Origin of the sequence: Pseudomonas sp. 2848 (assembly GCF_003253945.1) — a bacterium.
Classification (GTDB): domain Bacteria; phylum Pseudomonadota; class Gammaproteobacteria; order Pseudomonadales; family Pseudomonadaceae; genus Aquipseudomonas.
This window is the reverse complement of record NZ_QKZD01000016.1, coordinates 77924-99056: the sequence shown is the minus strand read 5'-3', so window position 1 is coordinate 99056 and position 21133 is coordinate 77924. Positions and strand designations below refer to the sequence as shown.

At 58.3% G+C, this 21133-nt stretch carries 17 protein-coding genes and 4 tRNA genes; all 21 read left to right on the top strand.

Annotated features, from left to right (window positions below; all coding sequences use genetic code 11):
* Positions 1-224: 224 nt before the first annotated feature.
* The 21 genes from birA (at position 225) to rpsJ (ending at position 21113) form a co-directional block, all read left to right on the top strand.
* Positions 225-1184 carry a bifunctional biotin--[acetyl-CoA-carboxylase] ligase/biotin operon repressor BirA gene (gene birA / locus DFS21_RS24370; RefSeq protein WP_102684361.1) on the top strand — a complete coding sequence of 320 codons (960 nt, stop codon included), beginning with the start codon at positions 225-227 and terminating at the stop codon, positions 1182-1184.
* Positions 1174-1923, top strand: a complete 750-nt coding sequence (locus tag DFS21_RS24365; RefSeq protein ID WP_102684362.1) for a pantothenate kinase — start codon at positions 1174-1176, stop codon at positions 1921-1923. Before birA ends, DFS21_RS24365 begins: the two co-directional genes overlap by 11 nt.
* Before the next feature lie 11 nt (positions 1924-1934).
* On the top strand, positions 1935-2360 hold the full coding sequence (locus DFS21_RS24360; RefSeq protein WP_110703880.1) for a hypothetical protein: 426 nt from the start codon (positions 1935-1937) through the stop codon (positions 2358-2360).
* Positions 2361-2512: 152 nt separating this feature from the next.
* A tRNA-Tyr gene (locus tag DFS21_RS24355) sits at positions 2513-2596 on the top strand.
* A 24-nt stretch (positions 2597-2620) separates the two neighbouring features.
* Positions 2621-2694 (top strand) — tRNA-Gly (locus tag DFS21_RS24350).
* 28 nt (positions 2695-2722) lie between these two features.
* Positions 2723-2798, top strand: a tRNA-Thr gene (locus DFS21_RS24345).
* 79 nt (positions 2799-2877) lie between these two features.
* Positions 2878-4071: an elongation factor Tu gene (gene tuf, locus DFS21_RS24340; RefSeq protein WP_038707241.1), complete on the top strand. Its 1194-nt coding sequence runs from the start codon at positions 2878-2880 to the stop codon at positions 4069-4071.
* A 54-nt stretch (positions 4072-4125) separates the two neighbouring features.
* Positions 4126-4201: transfer RNA gene (locus DFS21_RS24335), tRNA-Trp, on the top strand.
* A gap of 44 nt (positions 4202-4245) precedes the next feature.
* Positions 4246-4614 (top strand): preprotein translocase subunit SecE, encoded by a 369-nt coding sequence (secE, locus tag DFS21_RS24330; protein WP_023628745.1) that lies wholly within the window; start codon positions 4246-4248, stop codon positions 4612-4614.
* A 9-nt stretch (positions 4615-4623) separates the two neighbouring features.
* Positions 4624-5157 (top strand): transcription termination/antitermination protein NusG, encoded by a 534-nt coding sequence (nusG, locus tag DFS21_RS24325; protein WP_023628746.1) that lies wholly within the window; start codon positions 4624-4626, stop codon positions 5155-5157.
* A 119-nt stretch (positions 5158-5276) separates the two neighbouring features.
* On the top strand, positions 5277-5708 hold the full coding sequence (gene rplK / locus DFS21_RS24320; RefSeq protein ID WP_011531881.1) for a 50S ribosomal protein L11: 432 nt from the start codon (positions 5277-5279) through the stop codon (positions 5706-5708).
* Positions 5708-6403: a 50S ribosomal protein L1 gene (rplA, locus tag DFS21_RS24315; RefSeq protein ID WP_023628747.1), complete on the top strand. Its 696-nt coding sequence runs from the start codon at positions 5708-5710 to the stop codon at positions 6401-6403. Before rplK ends, rplA begins: the two co-directional genes overlap by 1 nt.
* A 198-nt stretch (positions 6404-6601) precedes the next feature.
* Positions 6602-7102: a 50S ribosomal protein L10 gene (gene rplJ, locus DFS21_RS24310; RefSeq protein ID WP_023628748.1), complete on the top strand. Its 501-nt coding sequence runs from the start codon at positions 6602-6604 to the stop codon at positions 7100-7102.
* Positions 7103-7179: 77 nt separating this feature from the next.
* The gene (gene rplL, locus DFS21_RS24305; RefSeq protein WP_003255496.1) at positions 7180-7545 is read left to right on the top strand and encodes a 50S ribosomal protein L7/L12; all 366 of its coding nucleotides are present in this window, start codon (positions 7180-7182) and stop codon (positions 7543-7545) included.
* A gap of 220 nt (positions 7546-7765) precedes the next feature.
* Positions 7766-11839 (top strand): DNA-directed RNA polymerase subunit beta, encoded by a 4074-nt coding sequence (gene rpoB, locus DFS21_RS24300; RefSeq protein ID WP_031314438.1) that lies wholly within the window; start codon positions 7766-7768, stop codon positions 11837-11839.
* Between the two features lie 62 nt (positions 11840-11901).
* Positions 11902-16101, top strand: a complete 4200-nt coding sequence (rpoC, locus tag DFS21_RS24295) for a DNA-directed RNA polymerase subunit beta' (RefSeq protein WP_046857349.1) — start codon at positions 11902-11904, stop codon at positions 16099-16101.
* A 211-nt stretch (positions 16102-16312) separates the two neighbouring features.
* The gene (rpsL, locus tag DFS21_RS24290; protein WP_003255492.1) at positions 16313-16684 is read left to right on the top strand and encodes a 30S ribosomal protein S12; all 372 of its coding nucleotides are present in this window, start codon (positions 16313-16315) and stop codon (positions 16682-16684) included.
* 106 nt (positions 16685-16790) lie between these two features.
* Positions 16791-17261 carry a 30S ribosomal protein S7 gene (gene rpsG, locus DFS21_RS24285; protein WP_023628750.1) on the top strand — a complete coding sequence of 157 codons (471 nt, stop codon included), beginning with the start codon at positions 16791-16793 and terminating at the stop codon, positions 17259-17261.
* A gap of 30 nt (positions 17262-17291) precedes the next feature.
* Complete coding sequence (fusA, locus tag DFS21_RS24280) at positions 17292-19439, top strand: elongation factor G (RefSeq protein ID WP_054893561.1); 2148 nt, start codon at positions 17292-17294, stop codon at positions 19437-19439.
* Positions 19440-19466: 27 nt separating this feature from the next.
* Positions 19467-20660, top strand: a complete 1194-nt coding sequence (gene tuf, locus DFS21_RS24275) for an elongation factor Tu (RefSeq protein ID WP_038707241.1) — start codon at positions 19467-19469, stop codon at positions 20658-20660.
* A gap of 141 nt (positions 20661-20801) precedes the next feature.
* Entirely contained in the window at positions 20802-21113 is a 312-nt protein-coding gene (gene rpsJ / locus DFS21_RS24270) for a 30S ribosomal protein S10 (protein ID WP_003186070.1), read from the top strand.
* Positions 21114-21133 lie beyond the last annotated feature (20 nt).

Here is a 21133-nt window from a genome sequence, read left to right as displayed (position 1 = left end):
TGGTAGTGTGGGGTTTCCCCATGTGAGAGTAGGTCATCGTCAAGATTCATTTCGCAAAACCCCTATCTGCGCGAGCAGGTAGGGGTTTTGTCTTTTGTGCTTTTGGCAAGTCGATGCGCTCCCTTGTAGGAGCGCGTCGCCTGCAATGCCAACGGTAGCCCTTTTCCTATGCAAGCCCTCGGGGCGTGGCTATCATGCCAGCCTTATTTCGAGTCGAGATTGGCATGCTGAAGTTGTTGAACCTCCTCAAGGATGGCCGGTTCCATTCCGGAGAAGCCCTGGGGGCCGCCCTTGGGGTGAGTCGCAGCGCCGTTTGGAAGCAGCTGCAGCACCTGGAGAGCGAACTGAACCTGACCATTCACAAGGTCCGTGGCCGCGGCTATCAGCTGGCGGCGCCGTTGAACCTGCTCGAAGCGCAGGCGATCGCCAAGTTCTCCCAGGGCGAGCCATGGCCGGTGTTCATTCACGAAACCATCGACTCCACCAATGCCGAAGGGCTGAGGCTGGTCGCGCAAGGGCAGGCTGCGCCGTTTCTGGTGCTGGCTGAGCGCCAGAGTGCAGGTCGCGGTCGGCGCGGGCGCCCGTGGGTCAGTCCTTTTGCCGAAAACCTCTATTACAGCCTGGTCTTGCGCATCGATGGTGGCATGCGTCAGCTCGAGGGTTTGAGCCTGGTGGTCGGCCTGGCGGTAATGCGTACACTGCAGGCGTTCGGGCTAAAGGATGTGGGGCTCAAGTGGCCCAACGATGTCCTTGCCGGCGGGCGCAAGATCACCGGGATCCTCCTGGAGCTGGTCGGGGATCCTGCGGACGTCTGCCATGTAGTGCTGGGTATTGGTATCAATGTAAACATGCAGGGCAACGAACAGATCGATCAGCAATGGGCCTCTATGCGCGGCGAAGCTGGGCAATTGGTGGATCGCAACCACCTGGTGGCGGTGCTCAGCCAGCAGTTGCAACACGAGCTTGGTCGCCATCGCCGCTATGGTTTCGCTGCGTTCCAGGAAGAATGGGAACAGGCGCATCTTTGGCAGGGGCGTAAAGTTTCACTTGTCGCGGGCACCTCGCGTATCGAAGGCGTCGCGCTGGGGGTGGATGGCCAGGGCGGCTTGCGTCTGGAGGTCGATGGTGTGGAGAAGAGCTTCAGCGGCGGCGAGCTGAGCCTGAGGTTGCGTGATGATTCTTGAGCTCGATTGTGGAAACAGCTTTATCAAGTGGCGCGTCATCCATTCAGCCGACGCCACCATCAACGGTGGTGGCATCGTGGACTCCGACCAGGCATTGGTCGCAGCTGTCGCGGGGCTCTCGAGCCTGCGTCTGACTGCTTGCCGCATGGTCAGTGTACGCAGTGAAGAGGAAACTTCATCGCTGTGTGCGCTGATCCAGGCCTCGTTCGGTGTCGAGGCAAACGTGGCCCAGCCTGTGAGGGAAATGGCTGGCGTGCGCAATGGCTATGACGATTATCAGCGCCTGGGCATGGACCGCTGGCTGGGGGCGCTGGGCGCCTATCACCTGGCCAAGCGTGCTTGCCTGGTCATCGATTTCGGCACTGCGGCCAAGGCCGATTTCGTCGCGGCCAATGGTGAGCACCTTGGTGGCTACATCTGCCCGGGCATGCCGCTGATGCGTAGCCAGTTGCGTACCCATACCCGGCGTATTCGCTATGACGATGCGTCGGCCGAGCGCGCCCTGAACAGCCTGGCGCCGGGGCGCTCGACCGTCGAGGCGGTCGAGCGTGGTTGTGTGCTGATGCTCCAGGGCTTCGCCCGTACCCAGATCGAGCAGGCCAGGGCGATCTGGGGTGAGGACTTCACTGTCTTTCTGACCGGTGGTGATGCGCCCTTGGTGCAGGAGGCGGCGCCGAAGGCTCGGATCGTGCCGGACCTGGTATTCGTCGGTTTGGCCATGGCCTGTCCATTGAACTGAGGTGACTGACTATGCGCTGGTTGTTTCTGCTGTTGGTTGTGCTCAACGTCTTTTATTACGTGTGGCATCAGCAGGAAGCTCCCCTGAGGGTCAAGGAAGTCGCCCCGTTGGCTTTGTACAAAGGTTCCCAGCAGGAAATCCGCCTGTTGCGTGAAACCGGAGTTGCGGCGCCCGCCCGACGCCGTGACGAATGTCTGGTTGTTGGGGGGATGACTGCGCCCGAGCAACTCGAGGCCTTGCGTCAGCGGCTGGTCAGTCTGGATATCGCTGCCCTGCCAGTGGTTGGTCAGCTACCGGGTGCCGAGGGGCTATGGCTCAAGGTTGCCCCGGAAAGCGAGCGTTTGCTGGACCCAGCTGTGCTCTCGACTCTTTCCAAGGATTTCAAAGACTTAAAACACAAAATTATTTTGTGCGAGGGTATTGCAACTGCTGAATAGCTTGATAGAATGGCGCCCGCTTCACAGGGAACATCACTTAGGTGGTAGATCTGGAGGCAGTGTCAAAGCAGCTAAGTTTCAGATTTGATTGAAAAAATTTGAAAAAACGCTTGACACTGGGGCGGCAGCCGAATAGAATGCCGGCCACATCTGGAGGGATTCCCGAGCGGCCAAAGGGGACGGACTGTAAATCCGTTGCGAGAGCTTCGAAGGTTCGAATCCTTCTCCCTCCACCAGTTTTAGCGAGAGCTGCAAGCTCCGCGGGTATAGTTTAGTGGTAGAACCTCAGCCTTCCAAGCTGATGATGCGGGTTCGATTCCCGCTACCCGCTCCAAGTTTGCTGTTGTTGCGCAAAGTGTTTCGCTCTTGTAGCTCAGTTGGTAGAGCACACCCTTGGTAAGGGTGAGGTCAGCGGTTCAAGTCCGCTCAAGAGCTCCATATAAACAAGGCAGATATGAAAATATCTGCCTTTGTTTTATCAGCGGTATGACTATTTCTTCTGCGGAGGACTGTATCGATGGCTAAGGAAAAGTTTGATCGTTCGCTACCTCACGTTAACGTCGGCACTATCGGCCACGTTGACCACGGTAAGACCACTCTGACTGCAGCGCTGACCCGCGTCTGCTCCGAAGTTTTCGGTTCGGCCGTCGTTGAGTTCGACAAGATCGACTCGGCTCCGGAAGAAAAAGCTCGCGGTATCACCATCAACACCGCGCACGTCGAGTACAACTCGAACATTCGTCACTACGCTCACGTTGACTGCCCAGGTCACGCTGACTACGTGAAGAACATGATCACCGGTGCTGCCCAGATGGACGGCGCGATCCTGGTTTGCTCGGCCGCCGATGGTCCGATGCCACAAACCCGTGAGCACATCCTGCTGTCCCGTCAGGTTGGCGTTCCGTACATCGTGGTCTTCCTGAACAAGGCTGACCTGGTAGACGACGCTGAGCTGCTGGAACTGGTCGAGATGGAAGTTCGCGACCTGCTGTCCACCTACGACTTCCCAGGCGACGACACCCCGATCATCATTGGTTCGGCTCGTATGGCGCTGGAAGGCAAAGACGACAACGAAATGGGCACTACCGCTGTCAAGAAGCTGGTAGAAACTCTGGATGCCTACATCCCTGAGCCAGTTCGTGCCATCGACCAGCCGTTCCTGATGCCAATCGAAGACGTATTCTCGATCTCGGGTCGTGGTACCGTTGTTACCGGTCGTATCGAGCGTGGTATCGTCCGCGTTCAGGACGCCCTGGAAATCGTTGGTCTGCGTGACACCACCACCACCACCTGCACCGGTGTTGAGATGTTCCGCAAGCTGCTGGACGAAGGTCGTGCTGGCGAGAACTGCGGCGTTCTGCTGCGTGGTACCAAGCGTGACGACGTTGAGCGTGGCCAGGTTCTGGTCAAGCCAGGTTCGGTCAAGCCGCACACCAAGTTCACCGCAGAAGTCTACGTCCTGTCGAAGGAAGAAGGCGGCCGTCACACTCCGTTCTTCAAAGGCTACCGTCCTCAGTTCTACTTCCGTACCACTGACGTGACCGGTAACTGCGAACTGCCGGAAGGCGTTGAAATGGTAATGCCAGGTGACAACATCCAGATGACTGTCACCCTGATCAAGACCATTGCAATGGAAGACGGTCTGCGTTTCGCCATCCGTGAAGGCGGTCGTACCGTCGGCGCCGGCGTCGTAGCAAAAATTATCGAATAAGTAGTTGATTTACTTGATCAGGCCGGTATAATGGCCGGCCTGATACAGCGTTACAGGTCAGTAGCTCAATTGGCAGAGCGACGGTCTCCAAAACCGTAGGTTGGGGGTTCGATTCCCTCCTGACCTGCCATTCACCTCGGTGTGATTGGCTTTCTTCTTACAGGATCCTCCCCGATGACTCCCAAAACTGAAGCCCAAGAATCGCGTTTCGACTTGTTCAAGTGGCTGGCTGTAGTGGCTTTGGTGGTTGTCGCCGTTGTGGGTAATCAGTATTACTCCGCCTCGCCGATCCTGTACCGCGTTCTTGCACTTCTCGCCCTGGCTGCGGTTGCAGGCTTCGTTGCCTTGCAGACTGCGAAGGGTAAGTCGTTCTTCACGCTGGCGAAGGAAGCGCGGACCGAGATCCGTAAAGTCGTGTGGCCGACCCGCCAAGAAACCACTCAGACCACGCTGATTGTCGTGGCTGTTGTTCTGGTTATGGCACTGCTGCTGTGGGGTCTCGACTCCCTGCTCGGTTGGGCGGTCTCCTTGATTGTTGGCTAAGGGTGTCCCGTGGCTAAGCGTTGGTACGTAGTGCATGCTTACTCGGGTTACGAGAAGCATGTGATGCGCTCCCTGATCGAGCGCGTCAAGCTGGCTGGCATGGAAGACGAATTCGGCGAGATCCTGGTCCCGACCGAAGAAGTCGTTGAAATGCGTAACGGCCAGAAGCGCAAGAGCGAGCGCAAATTCTTCCCTGGCTATGTATTGGTCCAGATGGAAATGAACGAAGGGACTTGGCACCTTGTCAAGGACACCCCTCGGGTCATGGGTTTCATTGGTGGTACCGCAGACAAGCCTGCGCCGATCACTGATAAAGAGGCCGAGGCCATCCTCCGTCGCGTTGCCGATGGTAGTGACAAGCCGAAGCCGAAGACGTTGTTCGAGCCGGGTGAAGTGGTTCGAGTCGTTGATGGTCCGTTTGCTGACTTCAATGGCACCGTCGAAGAGGTTAACTACGAAAAGAGCCGCCTGCAGGTTGCAGTGCTCATTTTCGGTCGCTCTACTCCGGTGGAGCTCGAGTTCGGCCAGGTCGAGAAGGTCTAGCAGGACGAAGCATCCCATACCCCGCAGCCCTATGTGCTGCGGGGTTTTGTCGTCACTGGGATAAAACGCAAGTCATCCGGGGAGCCATCTGGCGTTTGTACCCGATTTTGGAGTAGCTCATGGCTAAGAAGATTCAGGCTTACATCAAGCTGCAAGTAAAGGCCGGCCAGGCCAACCCAAGCCCACCCGTTGGTCCAGCACTGGGTCAACACGGTGTTAACATCATGGAATTCTGCAAGGCCTTCAACGCCCGTACTCAGGGTCAAGAGCCAGGTCTGCCGACTCCAGTGATCATCACTGTCTACAGCGACCGTAGCTTCACCTTCGAAACCAAGAGCACCCCTGCCTCGGTTCTGCTGAAGAAAGCTGCTGGCCTGACCAGTGGTTCGGCTCGTCCGAACACCGTTAAAGTCGGTACCGTTACCCGCGCTCAGCTGGAAGACATCGCGAAAGCCAAACAGGCTGACCTGACTGCCGCTGACCTGGACGCTGCTGTACGCACCATCGCTGGCTCTGCCCGCAGCATGGGCCTGAACGTGGAGGGTGTGTAATGGCTAAGCTGACCAAGCGCCAAAAGGCAATCGCCGAAAAAATCGAAGCAGGCAAGGCCTATAACTTCGAAGAAGCGGCAACTCTGCTGGCCTCGCTGCCTGCTGCCAAGTTCGTCGAGTCCTACGACATCGCCGTCAACCTCGGTGTTGACCCGCGTAAATCCGACCAGGTCGTACGTAGCGCTACCGTGCTGCCGCACGGCACTGGCAAGACCGTACGTGTTGCTGTCTTCACCCAGGGCCCGGCTGCTGAAGCCGCTCTGGCTGCCGGCGCTGACCGCGTAGGTATGGACGATCTGGCTGCCGAAATGAAAGGCGGCGACCTGAACTATGACGTCGTCATCGCATCGCCTGATGCCATGCGTGTTGTAGGTCAGCTGGGTCAGGTTCTGGGTCCTCGCGGCCTGATGCCTAACCCGAAAGTCGGTACCGTTACCCCAGACGTAGCCACTGCCGTGAAAAACGCCAAGGCTGGTCAGGTTCGCTACCGTACCGACAAGAACGGTATCATCCACACCTCCGTTGGCAAGATCGGCTTTGAAGCTGGCAAGCTGAAGGAAAACGTTGAAGCCCTGATCGCTGATCTGAAGCGTATCAAGCCGGCTTCCTCGAAAGGTATCTACGTCAAGCGCGTTACCCTGAGCACTACCATGGGCCCAGGTCTGATCATCGATCAGAGCTCGCTGGACGTGTAAGACCATGCCGGCGGGTGTAAGCTCGCCGGCAGCAAAAATTGGGGTCCCTGCCTGGCGGGGGCTATCCAAGACCGTAGGCGGCGCAAGCCTTAAACAACCAGCCTACGCAGATGGTGCTCCCGGTTCCTTACCGAATCAGACACCAAAACGACATCCGGCTTCGGCCAGATGAAACGGTAACAAGCAGGAGTTTTACCCGTGGCAATTAAACTCGAAGACAAGAAGGCCATCGTCGCTGAAGTCAACGAGGCTGCCAAAGTCGCTCTGTCCGCTGTCGTGGCTGATGCCCGTGGTGTGACTGTAGGCGCAATGACCGGACTCCGTAAAGAGGCTCGTGAAGCTGGCGTATACGTACGTGTCGTACGTAACACCCTGCTCAAGCGCGCTGTTGCCGACACTGAATTCAGTGTCCTCAACGACGCCTTCACTGGCCCGACCCTGATCGCTTTCTCCAACGAACACCCGGGCGCAGCTGCTCGTCTGTTCAAAGAGTTCGCCAAGGGTCAGGACAAGTTCGAGATCAAGGCAGCTGCGTTTGACGGCAAGTTCATTGCAGCGAACCAGATCGACGTGTTGGCTACCCTGCCGACCCGCGACGAAGCCATCGCGAAGCTGATGAGCGTGATCCAAGGCGCTACCAGCAAGCTGGCCCGTACCCTGGCAGCCATTCGCGACCAGAAAGAAGCCACCGCTGCCTAAGGCACCGGAAACTCTTTCAAATCATACGTTTAATTTGATAGCTGCGTAGGCTGTCACCCCAATACAGGATTTAAGTCATGTCTCTGACTAACGAGCAAATCATCGAAGCAATCGGCCAGAAAACCGTTCTGGAAGTTGTTGAGCTGATCAAAGCAATGGAAGAAACCTTCGGCGTTACCGCTGCTGTTGCCGCTGCCGGCCCAGCTGCTGCCGCTGCCGTTGTTGAAGAGCAAACCGAGTTCAACGTTGTTCTGGTTGAAGCCGGCGACAAGAAAGTAAACGTGATCAAGGCCGTTCGCGAGCTGACTGGTCTGGGCCTGAAAGAAGCCAAAGAGAAAGTCGATGGCGCTCCTCAGGTTGTAGCTGAAGGCGTTTCGAAAGAAGCCGCTGAAGACGCTAAGAAGAAGCTGGAAGAAGCAGGCGCTAAAGTCGAGCTGAAGTAATTTCGACTTTGCGATGCCAGCCCGAGCGTCAAGCGAAGGGCTGATGGCTGGTGGCTTATGCCACCGGCCTTTTTCCGTTATTGGTGGCCGATCAGGTCGGCCCCGATAACGAGCTGCAAGACACCCAAGAGGGTGGCGCAAACCAAAGGGTTTGCACGATTTTCTGGCTGCTCCCGCCGGGAGATGCCAAACAAGCAGGTGACCAAGCTGGGGAATGCTGATGGCTTACTCATACACTGAGAAAAAACGTATCCGCAAGGACTTTAGCAAGTTGCCGGACGTCATGGATGTGCCGTACCTCCTGGCCATCCAGCTGGATTCGTATCGCGAATTCCTGCAGGCGGGAGCATCCAAGGATCAGTTCCGCGACGTCGGTCTGCATGCGGCCTTCAAATCGGTATTCCCGATCATCAGCTACTCCGGCAATGCTGCCCTGGAGTACGTCGGCTATCGCCTGGGCGAGCCGGCTTTCGATGTGAAGGAATGTGTCCTGCGCGGTGTGACCTTCGCGGTCCCGCTGCGGGTGAAGGTGCGCCTGATCATCTTCGACAAGGAATCGTCGAATAAAGCGATCAAGGACATCAAAGAGCAAGAAGTCTACATGGGTGAAATTCCCCTGATGACTGAAAACGGTACCTTCGTTATCAACGGTACCGAGCGTGTGATCGTATCCCAGCTGCACCGTTCGCCTGGTGTGTTCTTCGACCACGACCGTGGCAAGACGCACAGCTCCGGTAAGCTGCTGTACTCCGCGCGCATCATCCCTTACCGCGGTTCGTGGCTGGACTTCGAGTTCGACCCGAAAGACTGCGTGTTCGTACGTATCGACCGTCGCCGCAAACTGCCGGCCTCGGTACTGCTGCGTGCCCTGGGTTACAGCACCGAAGAGGTTCTGAACACCTTCTACACCACCAACGTGTTCCACCTTTCCGGCGAGAAACTCAGCCTGGAACTGGTGCCTCAGCGTCTGCGTGGTGAAGTTGCGGTCATGGATATCCATGACGACAGCGGCAAGGTCATCGTCGAGCAAGGCCGCCGTATTACCGCGCGCCACATCAACCAGCTGGAAAAGGCTGGCGTGAAAGAGCTGGACGTTCCGCTGGAGTACGTACTGGGTCGCACCACCGCCAAGGCGATCGTGCATCCGGCTACCGGCGAGATCATTGCCGAGTGCAACACCGAGCTGACCACCGACCTGCTGGTGAAGATCGCCAAGGCCCAGGTCGTTCGCGTCGAGACGCTGTACACCAACGACATTGACTGCGGTCCGTTCATCTCCGACACCCTGAAGATCGACACCACCAGCAACCAACTGGAAGCGCTGGTCGAGATCTACCGCATGATGCGTCCAGGCGAGCCGCCAACCAAGGACGCCGCCGAGACCCTGTTCAACAACCTGTTCTTCAGCGCCGAGCGTTACGACCTGTCCGCCGTTGGCCGCATGAAGTTCAACCGTCGTATCGGTCGCACCGAGATCGAAGGTTCGGGCGTGCTGAGCAAGGAAGACATCGTCGAGGTCCTCAAGACCCTGGTCGATATCCGTAACGGCAAAGGCATCGTCGACGACATCGACCACCTGGGTAACCGTCGCGTCCGTTGCGTCGGCGAGATGGCCGAGAACCAGTTCCGCGTTGGCCTGGTGCGTGTTGAGCGCGCGGTCAAAGAGCGTCTGTCGATGGCTGAAAGCGAAGGCCTGATGCCGCAGGACCTGATCAACGCCAAGCCGGTTGCGGCAGCGGTGAAAGAGTTCTTCGGTTCCAGCCAGCTCTCGCAGTTCATGGACCAGAACAACCCGCTTTCCGAGATCACCCACAAGCGCCGCGTTTCCGCACTCGGCCCGGGTGGTCTGACCCGTGAGCGTGCAGGCTTCGAAGTCCGTGACGTACACCCGACCCACTACGGCCGCGTGTGCCCGATCGAGACCCCTGAAGGTCCGAACATCGGTCTGATCAACTCCCTGGCGGCCTATGCTCGCACCAACCAGTACGGCTTCCTGGAAAGCCCGTACCGTGTGGTGAAGGAAGGCGTGGTCAGCGACGACATCGTGTTCCTGTCCGCCATCGAAGAGGCCGATCACGTGATCGCCCAGGCTTCGGCCGCGATGAACGACAAGAAGCAGCTGATCGATGAGCTGGTAGCTGTTCGTCACCTGAACGAATTCACCGTCAAGGCGCCGGAAGACGTCACCCTGATGGACGTTTCGCCGAAGCAGGTAGTTTCGGTTGCCGCGTCGCTGATTCCGTTCCTCGAGCACGACGACGCCAACCGTGCGTTGATGGGTTCCAACATGCAGCGTCAGGCTGTACCGACCCTGCGCGCCGACAAGCCGCTGGTAGGTACCGGCATGGAGCGCAACGTTGCCCGTGACTCCGGTGTCTGCGTGGTTGCTCGCCGCGGTGGTGTGATCGACTCGGTCGACGCCAGCCGTATCGTCGTGCGCGTTGCCGACGACGAAGTCGAGACCGGTGAAGCAGGTGTGGATATCTACAACCTGACCAAATACACCCGCTCCAACCAGAACACTTGCATCAACCAGCGTCCGCTGGTCAGCAAGGGTGACAAGGTTGCGCGTGGCGACATCATGGCCGACGGCCCGTCCACCGACATGGGTGAACTGGCACTGGGTCAGAACATGCGCATCGCGTTCATGGCGTGGAACGGCTTCAACTTCGAAGACTCCATCTGCCTGTCCGAGCGTGTGGTTCAGGAAGATCGCTTCACCACGATCCACATCCAGGAACTGACCTGTGTGGCCCGTGACACCAAGCTTGGCCCAGAGGAAATCACCGCGGACATCCCGAACGTCGGTGAAGCTGCGCTGAACAAGCTGGACGAAGCCGGTATCGTCTACGTGGGTGCCGAAGTCGGCGCTGGCGACATTCTGGTCGGCAAGGTCACTCCGAAAGGCGAGACCCAGCTTACTCCGGAAGAAAAACTGCTGCGTGCGATCTTCGGTGAGAAGGCCAGCGACGTCAAAGACACCTCCCTGCGTGTGCCGACCGGCACCAAGGGTACCGTCATCGACGTACAGGTCTTCACCCGTGATGGCGTCGAGCGCGACAGCCGCGCCCTGGCCATCGAGAAGATGCAGCTGGACGAGATCCGCAAGGACCTCAACGAAGAGTTCCGCATCGTCGAAGGCGCGACCTTCGAGCGTCTGCGTTCGGCTCTGAACGGCCAGGTGGTTGACGGTGGCGCGGGCCTGAAGAAAGGCACCGTGATCAGCGACGACGTGCTGAACGGTCTGGAGCACGGCCAGTGGTTCAAACTGCGCATGGCCGAAGATGCACTGAACGAGCAGCTGGAAAAGGCTCAGCAGTACATCGTCGATCGCCGTCGCCTGCTGGACGACAAGTTCGAAGACAAGAAGCGCAAGCTGCAGCAGGGCGATGACCTGGCTCCGGGCGTACTGAAGATCGTCAAGGTCTACCTGGCAATCCGCCGTCGCATCCAGCCGGGTGACAAGATGGCCGGTCGTCACGGTAACAAGGGTGTCGTCTCGGTAATCATGCCGGTCGAAGACATGCCGCACGACGCCAACGGTACTCCGGTCGACGTCGTACTGAACCCGCTGGGCGTACCTTCGCGTATGAACGTCGGTCAGATCCTTGAAACCCACCTGGGCCTCGCGGCCAAGGGCCTGGGCGAGAAGATCGACCGCATGATCGAAGAGCAGCGCAAAGCCGCTGAACTGCGCACCTTCCTCACCGAGATCTACAACGAGATCGGTGGTCGTCAGGAGAACCTGGAAGAGTTCACCGACGAAGAGATCATCGCCCTGGCGAACAACCTGAAGAAGGGCGTGCCGATGGCCACTCCAGTCTTCGACGGTGCCAAGGAGCGTGAGATCAAGGCCATGCTGAAACTGGCAGATCTGCCAGAGAGCGGCCAGATGGTGCTGTTCGATGGCCGTACCGGCAACAAGTTCGAGCGTCCGGTGACCGTTGGTTACATGTACATGCTCAAGCTGAACCACTTGGTGGACGACAAGATGCACGCGCGTTCCACTGGTTCCTACAGCCTGGTTACCCAGCAGCCGCTGGGTGGTAAGGCGCAGTTCGGTGGTCAGCGTTTCGGGGAGATGGAAGTGTGGGCGCTGGAAGCATACGGCGCGGCATACACCCTGCAAGAAATGCTCACAGTGAAGTCGGACGACGTGAACGGCCGTACCAAGATGTACAAGAACATCGTGGATGGCGATCACCGTATGGAGCCGGGCATGCCCGAGTCCTTCAACGTGTTGATCAAAGAGATCCGTTCCCTCGGTATCGATATCGATCTGGAAACCGAATAACACGTGACGCGAGGGGAGTGGGCAGGTAATGCCCACTCCCTGCTCCGCCAGGAGGAAAGGCCTTGAAAGACCTACTGAATTTGCTGAAAAACCAGGGTCAAGTCGAAGAGTTCGACGCCATCCGCATCGGTCTGGCGTCGCCTGAAATGATCCGTTCGTGGTCGTTCGGTGAAGTCAAGAAGCCGGAAACCATCAACTACCGTACGTTCAAGCCTGAGCGTGACGGCCTGTTCTGCGCCAAGATCTTTGGCCCAGTCAAGGACTACGAGTGCCTGTGCGGCAAGTACAAGCGCCTCAAGCACCGCGGCGTGATCTGCGAGAAGTGCGGCGTTGAAGTTGCCCTGGCCAAGGTTCGTCGTGAGCGCATGGCGCACATCGAACTGGCCTCGCCGGTTGCCCACATCTGGTTCCTGAAGTCGCTGCCGTCCCGCATCGGCCTGCTGATGGACATGACCCTGCGTGACATCGAGCGCGTGCTCTACTTCGAGAGCTACGTGGTGATCGATCCGGGCATGACCACCCTCGAGAAGGGCCAGCTGCTGAACGACGAGCAGTACTTCGAAGCGCTGGAAGAGTTCGGTGACGACTTCGACGCCCGCATGGGTGCCGAGGCTGTCCGCGAGCTGCTGCACGCTATCGACCTGGAGCACGAGATCGGCCGCCTGCGCGAAGAAATTCCGCAGACCAACTCGGAAACCAAGATCAAGAAGCTGTCCAAGCGCCTGAAGCTGATGGAAGCTTTCCAGGGCTCGGGCAACCTGCCTGAGTGGATGGTACTGACCGTCCTGCCAGTACTGCCGCCGGACCTGCGTCCGCTGGTACCGCTGGATGGCGGCCGCTTCGCGACCTCCGACCTGAACGACCTGTATCGTCGGGTGATCAACCGTAACAACCGTCTGAAGCGCCTGCTCGATCTGTCGGCGCCGGACATCATCGTGCGCAACGAAAAGCGCATGCTGCAGGAAGCGGTCGACGCCCTGCTCGACAACGGCCGTCGCGGTCGCGCCATCACTGGCTCGAACAAGCGTCCGCTGAAGTCCCTGGCCGACATGATCAAAGGTAAGCAGGGTCGCTTCCGTCAGAACTTGCTCGGTAAGCGCGTGGACTACTCCGGTCGTTCGGTAATTACCGTAGGCCCGACCCTGCGTCTGCATCAGTGCGGTCTGCCGAAGAAGATGGCCCTCGAGCTGTTCAAGCCGTTCATTTTCGGCAAGCTGGAAATGCGTGGTCTGGCGACCACCATCAAGGCTGCCAAGAAGATGGTCGAGCGCGAGCTGCCGGAGGTGTGGGACGTTCTCGCCGAGGTGATCCGCGAACACCCCGTACTGCTCAACCGTGCGCCGACCCTGCACCGTCTGGGTATCCAGGCCTTTGAACCGGTACTGATCGAAGGTAAGGCTATCCAGCTGCACCCGCTGGTCTGCGCCGCGTACAACGCCGACTTCGACGGTGACCAGATGGCCGTTCACGTGCCGCTGACCCTGGAAGCCCAGCTCGAAGCGCGCGCGCTGATGATGTCGACCAACAACATCCTGTCGCCAGCCAACGGTGAGCCAATCATCGTTCCGTCGCAGGACGTGGTACTGGGTCTGTACTACATGACCCGTGAAGCCATCAACGCCAAGGGCGAAGGTCGCGTATTCGCCGACCTGCAGGAAGTCGACCGCGTATTCCGCGCCGGCGAAGCCGCCCTGCACGCGAAAATCAAGGTTCGTATCAACGAAACCGTGAAAGACCGTGATGGCAGCATCACCAAGAACACCCGTATCGTCGACACCACCGTCGGCCGTGCGCTGCTGTTCCAGGTAGTACCGGCCGGCCTGCCGTTCGACGTCGTCAACCAGTCGATGAAGAAGAAGGCGATCTCCAAGCTGATCAACCAGTGCTACCGCGTGGTGGGTCTGAAAGAGACCGTGATCTTCGCTGACCAGCTGATGTACACCGGTTTTGCCTACTCGACCATTTCCGGCGTTTCGATCGGCGTTAACGACTTCGTTATCCCGGACGAAAAAGCCCGCATCATCGGTACCGCTACCGACGAAGTGAAGGAAATCGAGAGCCAGTACGCCTCCGGCCTGGTCACCCAGGGCGAGAAGTACAACAAGGTCATCGACTTGTGGTCCAAGGCGAACGACGAAGTGTCCAAGGCGATGATGGCCAACCTCTCGAAAGAGAAGGTAGTCGATCGCGAGGGCAAGGAAGTCGAGCAAGAGTCCTTCAACTCGATGTACATGATGGCCGACTCCGGTGCGCGTGGTTCCGCCGCTCAGATCCGTCAGCTGGCCGGTATGCGTGGCCTGATGGCCAAGCCGGACGGCTCGATCATCGAGACGCCGATCACCGCGAACTTCCGTGAAGGTCTGAGCGTACTGCAGTACTTCATCTCGACTCACGGTGCTCGTAAAGGTCTGGCGGATACCGCGTTGAAAACCGCGAACTCCGGTTACCTGACTCGCCGTCTGGTAGACGTCGCCCAGGATCTGGTCGTGACCGAGATCGACTGCGGCACCGACCAGGGCCTGCTGATGACCCCGCACATCGAAGGCGGCGACGTTGTCGAGCCGCTGGGTGAGCGCGTACTGGGTCGTGTCATCGCCCGTGACGTATTCAAGCCAGGCACCGAGGACGTCATCGTTCCGGCCGGTACCCTGGTAGACGAGCAGTGGGTCGAATTCATCGAGCTGAACAGCATCGACGAAGTCGTCGTGCGTTCGCCGATCAACTGCGAAACCCGCTACGGCATCTGCGCCAAGTGCTACGGTCGTGACCTGGCGCGCGGCCACCAGGTGAACATCGGTGAAGCTGTCGGCGTTATCGCTGCACAGTCGATCGGTGAGCCGGGTACCCAGCTGACCATGCGTACGTTCCACATCGGTGGTGCTGCAAGCCGTACTTCGGCTGCCGACAGCGTCCAGGTGAAGAACGGCGGTATGGTGCGCCTGCACAACCTGAAACAGGTCGAGCGTGCCGACGGTAACCTGGTTGCCGTATCGCGTTCCGGCGAGCTGGCGATTGCCGACGAGTTCGGTCGTGAGCGTGAGCGTTACAAGCTGCCTTACGGTGCCGTGATTTCGGTCAAGGAAGGTGACAAGGTCGAAGCTGGCGCCATCGTCGCCAAGTGGGACCCGCACACCCACCCGATCGTTACCGAGCTGAAAGGTACCGTGACCTTCGTGGGCATGGAAGAAAACATCACCATCAAGCGTCAGACCGATGAACTGACCGGCTTGACCAACATTGAAGTTCTGGACGTCAAGGATCGCCCTGCCGCAGGCAAGGAAATCCGTCCGGCGATCAAGATGGTCGACGCCAATGGCAAGGACCTGTACCTGCCAGGTACCGACGTACCTGCCCAGTACTTCCTGCCGGCCAACGCCCTCGTCGGCGTGGCTGACGGTGCCCAGATCGGCGTCGGTGACGTTATCGCGCGTATCCCGCAAGAAACGTCGAAGACCCGTGACATCACCGGTGGTCTGCCACGCGTTGCCGACTTGTTCGAAGCGCGCCGTCCGAAAGAAGCCTCGATCCTGGCTGAAGTCAGCGGCACCATCGCGTTCGGTAAAGAGACCAAGGGCAAGCGTCGCCTGGTCATCACTCCGACCGACGGTAGCGATCCGTATGAAGAGCTGATTCCGAAGTGGCGCCACCTGAACGTCTTCGAAGGCGAACAGGTCAACCGCGGCGAAGTCATCTCCGACGGCCCGAGCGATCCGCACGACATCCTGCGTCTGCTGGGCGTAAGCGCGCTGGCGAAGTACATCGTCAACGAGATCCAGGACGTTTACCGTCTGCAAGGCGTGAAGATCAACGACAAGCACATCGAGACCATCCTGCGTCAGATGCTGCGCAAGGTCGAGATCTCCGAGTCGGGCGATTCCAGCTTCATCAAGGGCGACCAGATGGAACTGACTCAGGTCCTGGTAGAGAACGAGCGTCTCGCCGGCGAAGACAAGTTCATCTCCAAGTTCACCCGCGTGTTGCTGGGTATCACCAAGGCTTCGCTGTCCACCGAATCGTTCATCTCGGCGGCTTCCTTCCAGGAAACCACCCGTGTACTGACCGAGGCGGCGGTAACCGGCAAGCGTGACTACCTGCGCGGCCTGAAAGAGAACGTGGTCGTGGGTCGTCTGATCCCGGCCGGTACCGGTCTGGCTTATCACAGCGAGCGCAAGCGTCGCCGTGATGCCGACAAACCGCTGCGTGTGAGCGCCAGTGAGGTGGAAGCCGCACTGACCGAAGCGCTGAATTCCAGCGGTAATTAAGTACAGGGCAGGGCCCCGGCAAGCCTCGAGCGGGCATCGGCGACATGATTTGTTGCCGATGACCGGGCGAGGAGGGCCGGGGCCTCGTCTTGACTGGGTGCAAGATCCTCTTTAGACTTTTGTACCCTTAAATTTGGTGAGGCTCCGTCTCGCCAATTTTTGGCTTTCTTGCAAGACAATAGAGTCGCAAGACAATCAGTGGAGCTAGTAGATGGCAACTATCAACCAGCTGGTACGTCAGCCGCGTAAGCGTTCGGTCGAGAAGTCCGACGTTCCTGCGCTGCAGAACTGCCCGCAACGTCGTGGCGTGTGCACCCGCGTGTACACCACCACGCCGAAAAAACCTAACTCGGCACTGCGTAAAGTATGCCGTGTGCGTCTGACCAACGGTTTCGAGGTTTCCTCGTACATCGGTGGTGAAGGCCACAACCTGCAAGAGCACAGCGTCGTCCTGATCCGTGGCGGCCGTGTAAAAGACTTGCCAGGTGTTCGTTACCACACCGTTCGCGGCTCTCTGGATACTTCGGGCGTCAAAGGCCGTAACCAGGGTCGTTCGAAGTACGGTACCAAGCGTCCGAAGTAATCGGCCGTTTGCACATATCCATTTTTTTGAGTCGATAAGAGTAAGGTCGGGCAGGGGTCGAAGACCCACGTCCCGGGCTAACCTGAAGACCGTTTGAGGGCTTATCATGCCAAGACGTCGTGTAGCAGCAAAACGTGAGATCCTGGACGATCCGAAGTACGGATCCCAGATCCTCGCCAAGTTCATGAACCACGTGATGGAAAGCGGCAAGAAGGCTGTGGCCGAGCGCATCGTTTACGGTGCCCTGGATGCAGTCAAAGCACGCAAGAACAGCGACCCCCTGGAAATCTTCGAGAAAGCTCTCGACGCCATCGCTCCGCTGGTCGAAGTAAAGTCCCGCCGTGTCGGCGGTGCCACTTACCAGGTCCCGGTTGAAGTTCGTCCGTCCCGTCGTAACGCTCTGGCAATGCGCTGGCTCGTAGACTACGCCCGCAAGCGCGGCGAGAAGTCGATGGCTCTGCGCCTGGCCGGTGAACTGCTGGATGCTGCCGAAGGCAAAGGTGCTGCAGTCAAGAAGCGTGAAGACGTTCACCGTATGGCTGAAGCCAACAAAGCGTTCTCGCACTACCGCTTCTAATTCAAGCATCAATCATTTTGCGAGGGCTTTATGGCTCGTACTACAGCAATTAACCGCTACCGTAACATTGGTATCTGTGCCCACGTTGACGCGGGCAAGACCACCACTACCGAGCGGATCCTGTTCTACACAGGTCTGAGCCACAAAATGGGCGAGGTGCATGACGGCGCCGCGACCACCGACTGGATGGTGCAGGAGCAGGAGCGCGGTATCACCATTACCTCCGCTGCCGTTACCACCTTCTGGAAAGGTTCCCGTGGTCAGTACGACAACTATCGCGTAAACGTCATCGATACCCCCGGCCACGTTGACTTCACCATTGAAGTTGAGCGTTCGCTGCGTGTACTCGACGGCGCGGTCGTTGTGTTCTGCGGTACCTCCGGCGTTGAGCCGCAGTCCGAAACCGTATGGCGTCAGGCCAACAAGTACGGCGTTCCACGTGTTGTCTACGTGAACAAGATGGACCGTGCCGGTGCCAACTTCCTGCGCGTTGTCGGTCAGATCAAGAACCGCCTGGGTCACACCCCGGTTCCGGTCCAGCTGGCTATCGGTGCGGAAGACGACTTCCAGGGTCAGGTTGACCTGATCAAGATGAAAGCCATCTACTGGAACGACGACGACAAGGGTACTACCTACCGCGAGGAAGAGATTCCTGCCGAGCTGGTGGACCTGGCCAACGAATGGCGCAGCAACATGGTCGAGGCTGCTGCCGAAGCCAACGAAGAGCTGATGAACAAGTACCTTGAAGAAGGTGACCTGTCCGTCGAAGACATCAAGGCTGGTCTGCGTGCCCGTACCCTGGCGAGCGAGATCGTTCCTGCTGTCTGCGGTTCCTCGTTTAAGAACAAGGGCGTTCCCCTGGTTCTCGACGCCGTTATTGACTTCCTGCCTGCGCCAACCGAGATCCCTGCGATCAAGGGTATCCACCCTGATCTGATCGACGTGCCGAAGGATGAAGTTACTCCGGAGCAGTACGACGAGCGTCCTGCTGACGACAACGAGCCGTTCTCGGCGTTGGCGTTCAAGATTGCCACTGACCCGTTCGTGGGTACTCTGACCTTCGTCCGCGTCTACTCGGGCTTCCTGACCTCCGGTGACTCCGTCATCAACTCGGTCAAGGGCAAGAAAGAGCGCGTCGGTCGTATGGTGCAGATGCACGCCAACCAGCGTGAAGAGATCAAGGAAGTACGTGCAGGCGACATCGCTGCTCTGATCGGCATGAAGGACGTCACCACTGGTGACACCCTGTGCAATGCCGACAAGCCGATCATCCTTGAGCGTATGGACTTCCCTGAGCCGGTGATTTCGCTCTCCGTAGAGCCGAAGACCAAGGCTGACCAGGAGAAGATGGGTATCGCGCTGGGCAAGCTGGCCCAGGAAGACCCATCGTTCCGCGTCAAGACCGACGAAGAAACCGGCCAGACCATCATCTCCGGTATGGGTGAGCTGCACCTGGACATCCTCGTTGACCGCATGAAGCGCGAGTTCAACGTCGAGTGCAACGTCGGCAAGCCGCAGGTTTCGTATCGCGAGAAGATCACCAAATCCAACGTCGAGATCGAAGGTAAGTTCGTTCGTCAGTCGGGTGGTCGTGGTCAGTTCGGTCACTGCTGGATCCGTTTCTCGGAGCCGGACGTTGACGAGAAGGGCAACATCACCGAAGGTCTGGTGTTCACCAACGAAGTCGTTGGTGGTGTGATTCCTAAGGAATTCATCGCCCCGATCCAGAAGGGTATCGAAGAGCAGATGAAAAACGGCGTTGTTGCCGGTTATCCGCTGCTCGGCCTGAAGGCTACGGTATTCGACGGTTCGTACCACGACGTCGACTCCAACGAAATGGCGTTCAAGATCGCCGCTTCGATGGCGACCAAGCAACTGGCCCAGAAGGGCGGTGGCGTGGTGCTTGAGCCGATCATGAAGGTCGAAGTTGTAACCCCGGAAGACTACCTGGGTGACGTGATGGGTGACCTGAGCCGTCGTCGTGGGATGATCCAGGGTAATGAAGACTCGGTGTCCGGCAAGGTAATCACTGCTGAGGTACCGCTCGGAGAGATGTTCGGTTACGCAACCGACGTTCGTTCCATGTCTCAGGGTCGCGCAAGCTACTCCATGGAATTCTCCAAATACGCCGAAGCTCCGTCGAACATCGTCGAAGCACTCGTTAAAAAACAAGGCTAATCCCCTTTAGGCAAGAGGTTCACTGTCGTGGCTAAAGAAAAATTTGATCGTTCCCTTCCCCACGTTAACGTCGGCACCATCGGCCACGTTGACCACGGTAAGACCACTCTGACTGCAGCTCTGACCCGCGTCTGCTCCGAAGTTTTCGGTTCGGCCGTCGTTGAGTTCGACAAGATCGACTCGGCTCCGGAAGAAAAAGCTCGCGGTATCACCATCAACACCGCGCACGTCGAGTACAACTCGAACATTCGTCACTACGCTCACGTTGACTGCCCAGGTCACGCTGACTACGTGAAGAACATGATCACCGGTGCTGCCCAGATGGACGGCGCGATCCTGGTTTGCTCGGCCGCCGATGGTCCGATGCCACAAACCCGTGAGCACATCCTGCTGTCCCGTCAGGTTGGCGTTCCGTACATCGTGGTCTTCCTGAACAAGGCTGACCTGGTAGACGACGCTGAGCTGCTGGAACTGGTCGAGATGGAAGTTCGCGACCTGCTGTCCACCTACGACTTCCCAGGCGACGACACCCCGATCATCATTGGTTCGGCTCGTATGGCGCTGGAAGGCAAAGACGACAACGAAATGGGCACTACCGCTGTCAAGAAGCTGGTAGAAACTCTGGATGCCTACATCCCTGAGCCAGTTCGTGCCATCGACCAGCCGTTCCTGATGCCAATCGAAGACGTATTCTCGATCTCGGGTCGTGGTACCGTTGTTACCGGTCGTATCGAGCGTGGTATCGTCCGCGTTCAGGACGCCCTGGAAATCGTTGGTCTGCGTGACACCACCACCACCACCTGCACCGGTGTTGAGATGTTCCGCAAGCTGCTGGACGAAGGTCGTGCTGGCGAGAACTGCGGCGTTCTGCTGCGTGGTACCAAGCGTGACGACGTTGAGCGTGGCCAGGTTCTGGTCAAGCCAGGTTCGGTCAAGCCGCACACCAAGTTCACCGCAGAAGTCTACGTCCTGTCGAAGGAAGAAGGCGGCCGTCACACTCCGTTCTTCAAAGGCTACCGTCCTCAGTTCTACTTCCGTACCACTGACGTGACCGGTAACTGCGAACTGCCGGAAGGCGTTGAAATGGTAATGCCAGGTGACAACATCCAGATGACTGTCACCCTGATCAAGACCATTGCAATGGAAGACGGTCTGCGTTTCGCCATCCGTGAAGGCGGTCGTACCGTCGGCGCCGGCGTCGTAGCCAAAATCATCGAGTAATCACTCGACCGATTGAAAAAGCCCCCGCTCAGCGGGGGCTTTTTTTATTGGGTTGACACTAAATTGGGGCGTCTATAGAATCACGCCTCCTTTTAGCGGGCGTAGTGCGTCCGTTGGGAACAGCCTGGAGTCTGAAATCCAATGCAAAATCAGCAAATCCGTATCAGGTTGAAGGCTTTCGACCATCGCCTGATCGACCAATCCACCCAGGAAATCGTGGAAACCGCGAAACGTACTGGTGCACAAGTGCGTGGTCCAATTCCACTGCCTACCCGCAAAGAGCGTTTCACCGTTCTGGTCTCTCCGCACGTCAACAAAGACGCGCGTGACCAGTACGAGATTCGCACTCATAAGCGTGTTCTGGACATCGTCCAGCCAACGGATAAAACCGTTGACGCGCTGATGAAGCTCGATCTGGCGGCCGGCGTGGAAGTACAGATCAGCCTCGGCTAAGACTTCGGTCTGGTCGTGTA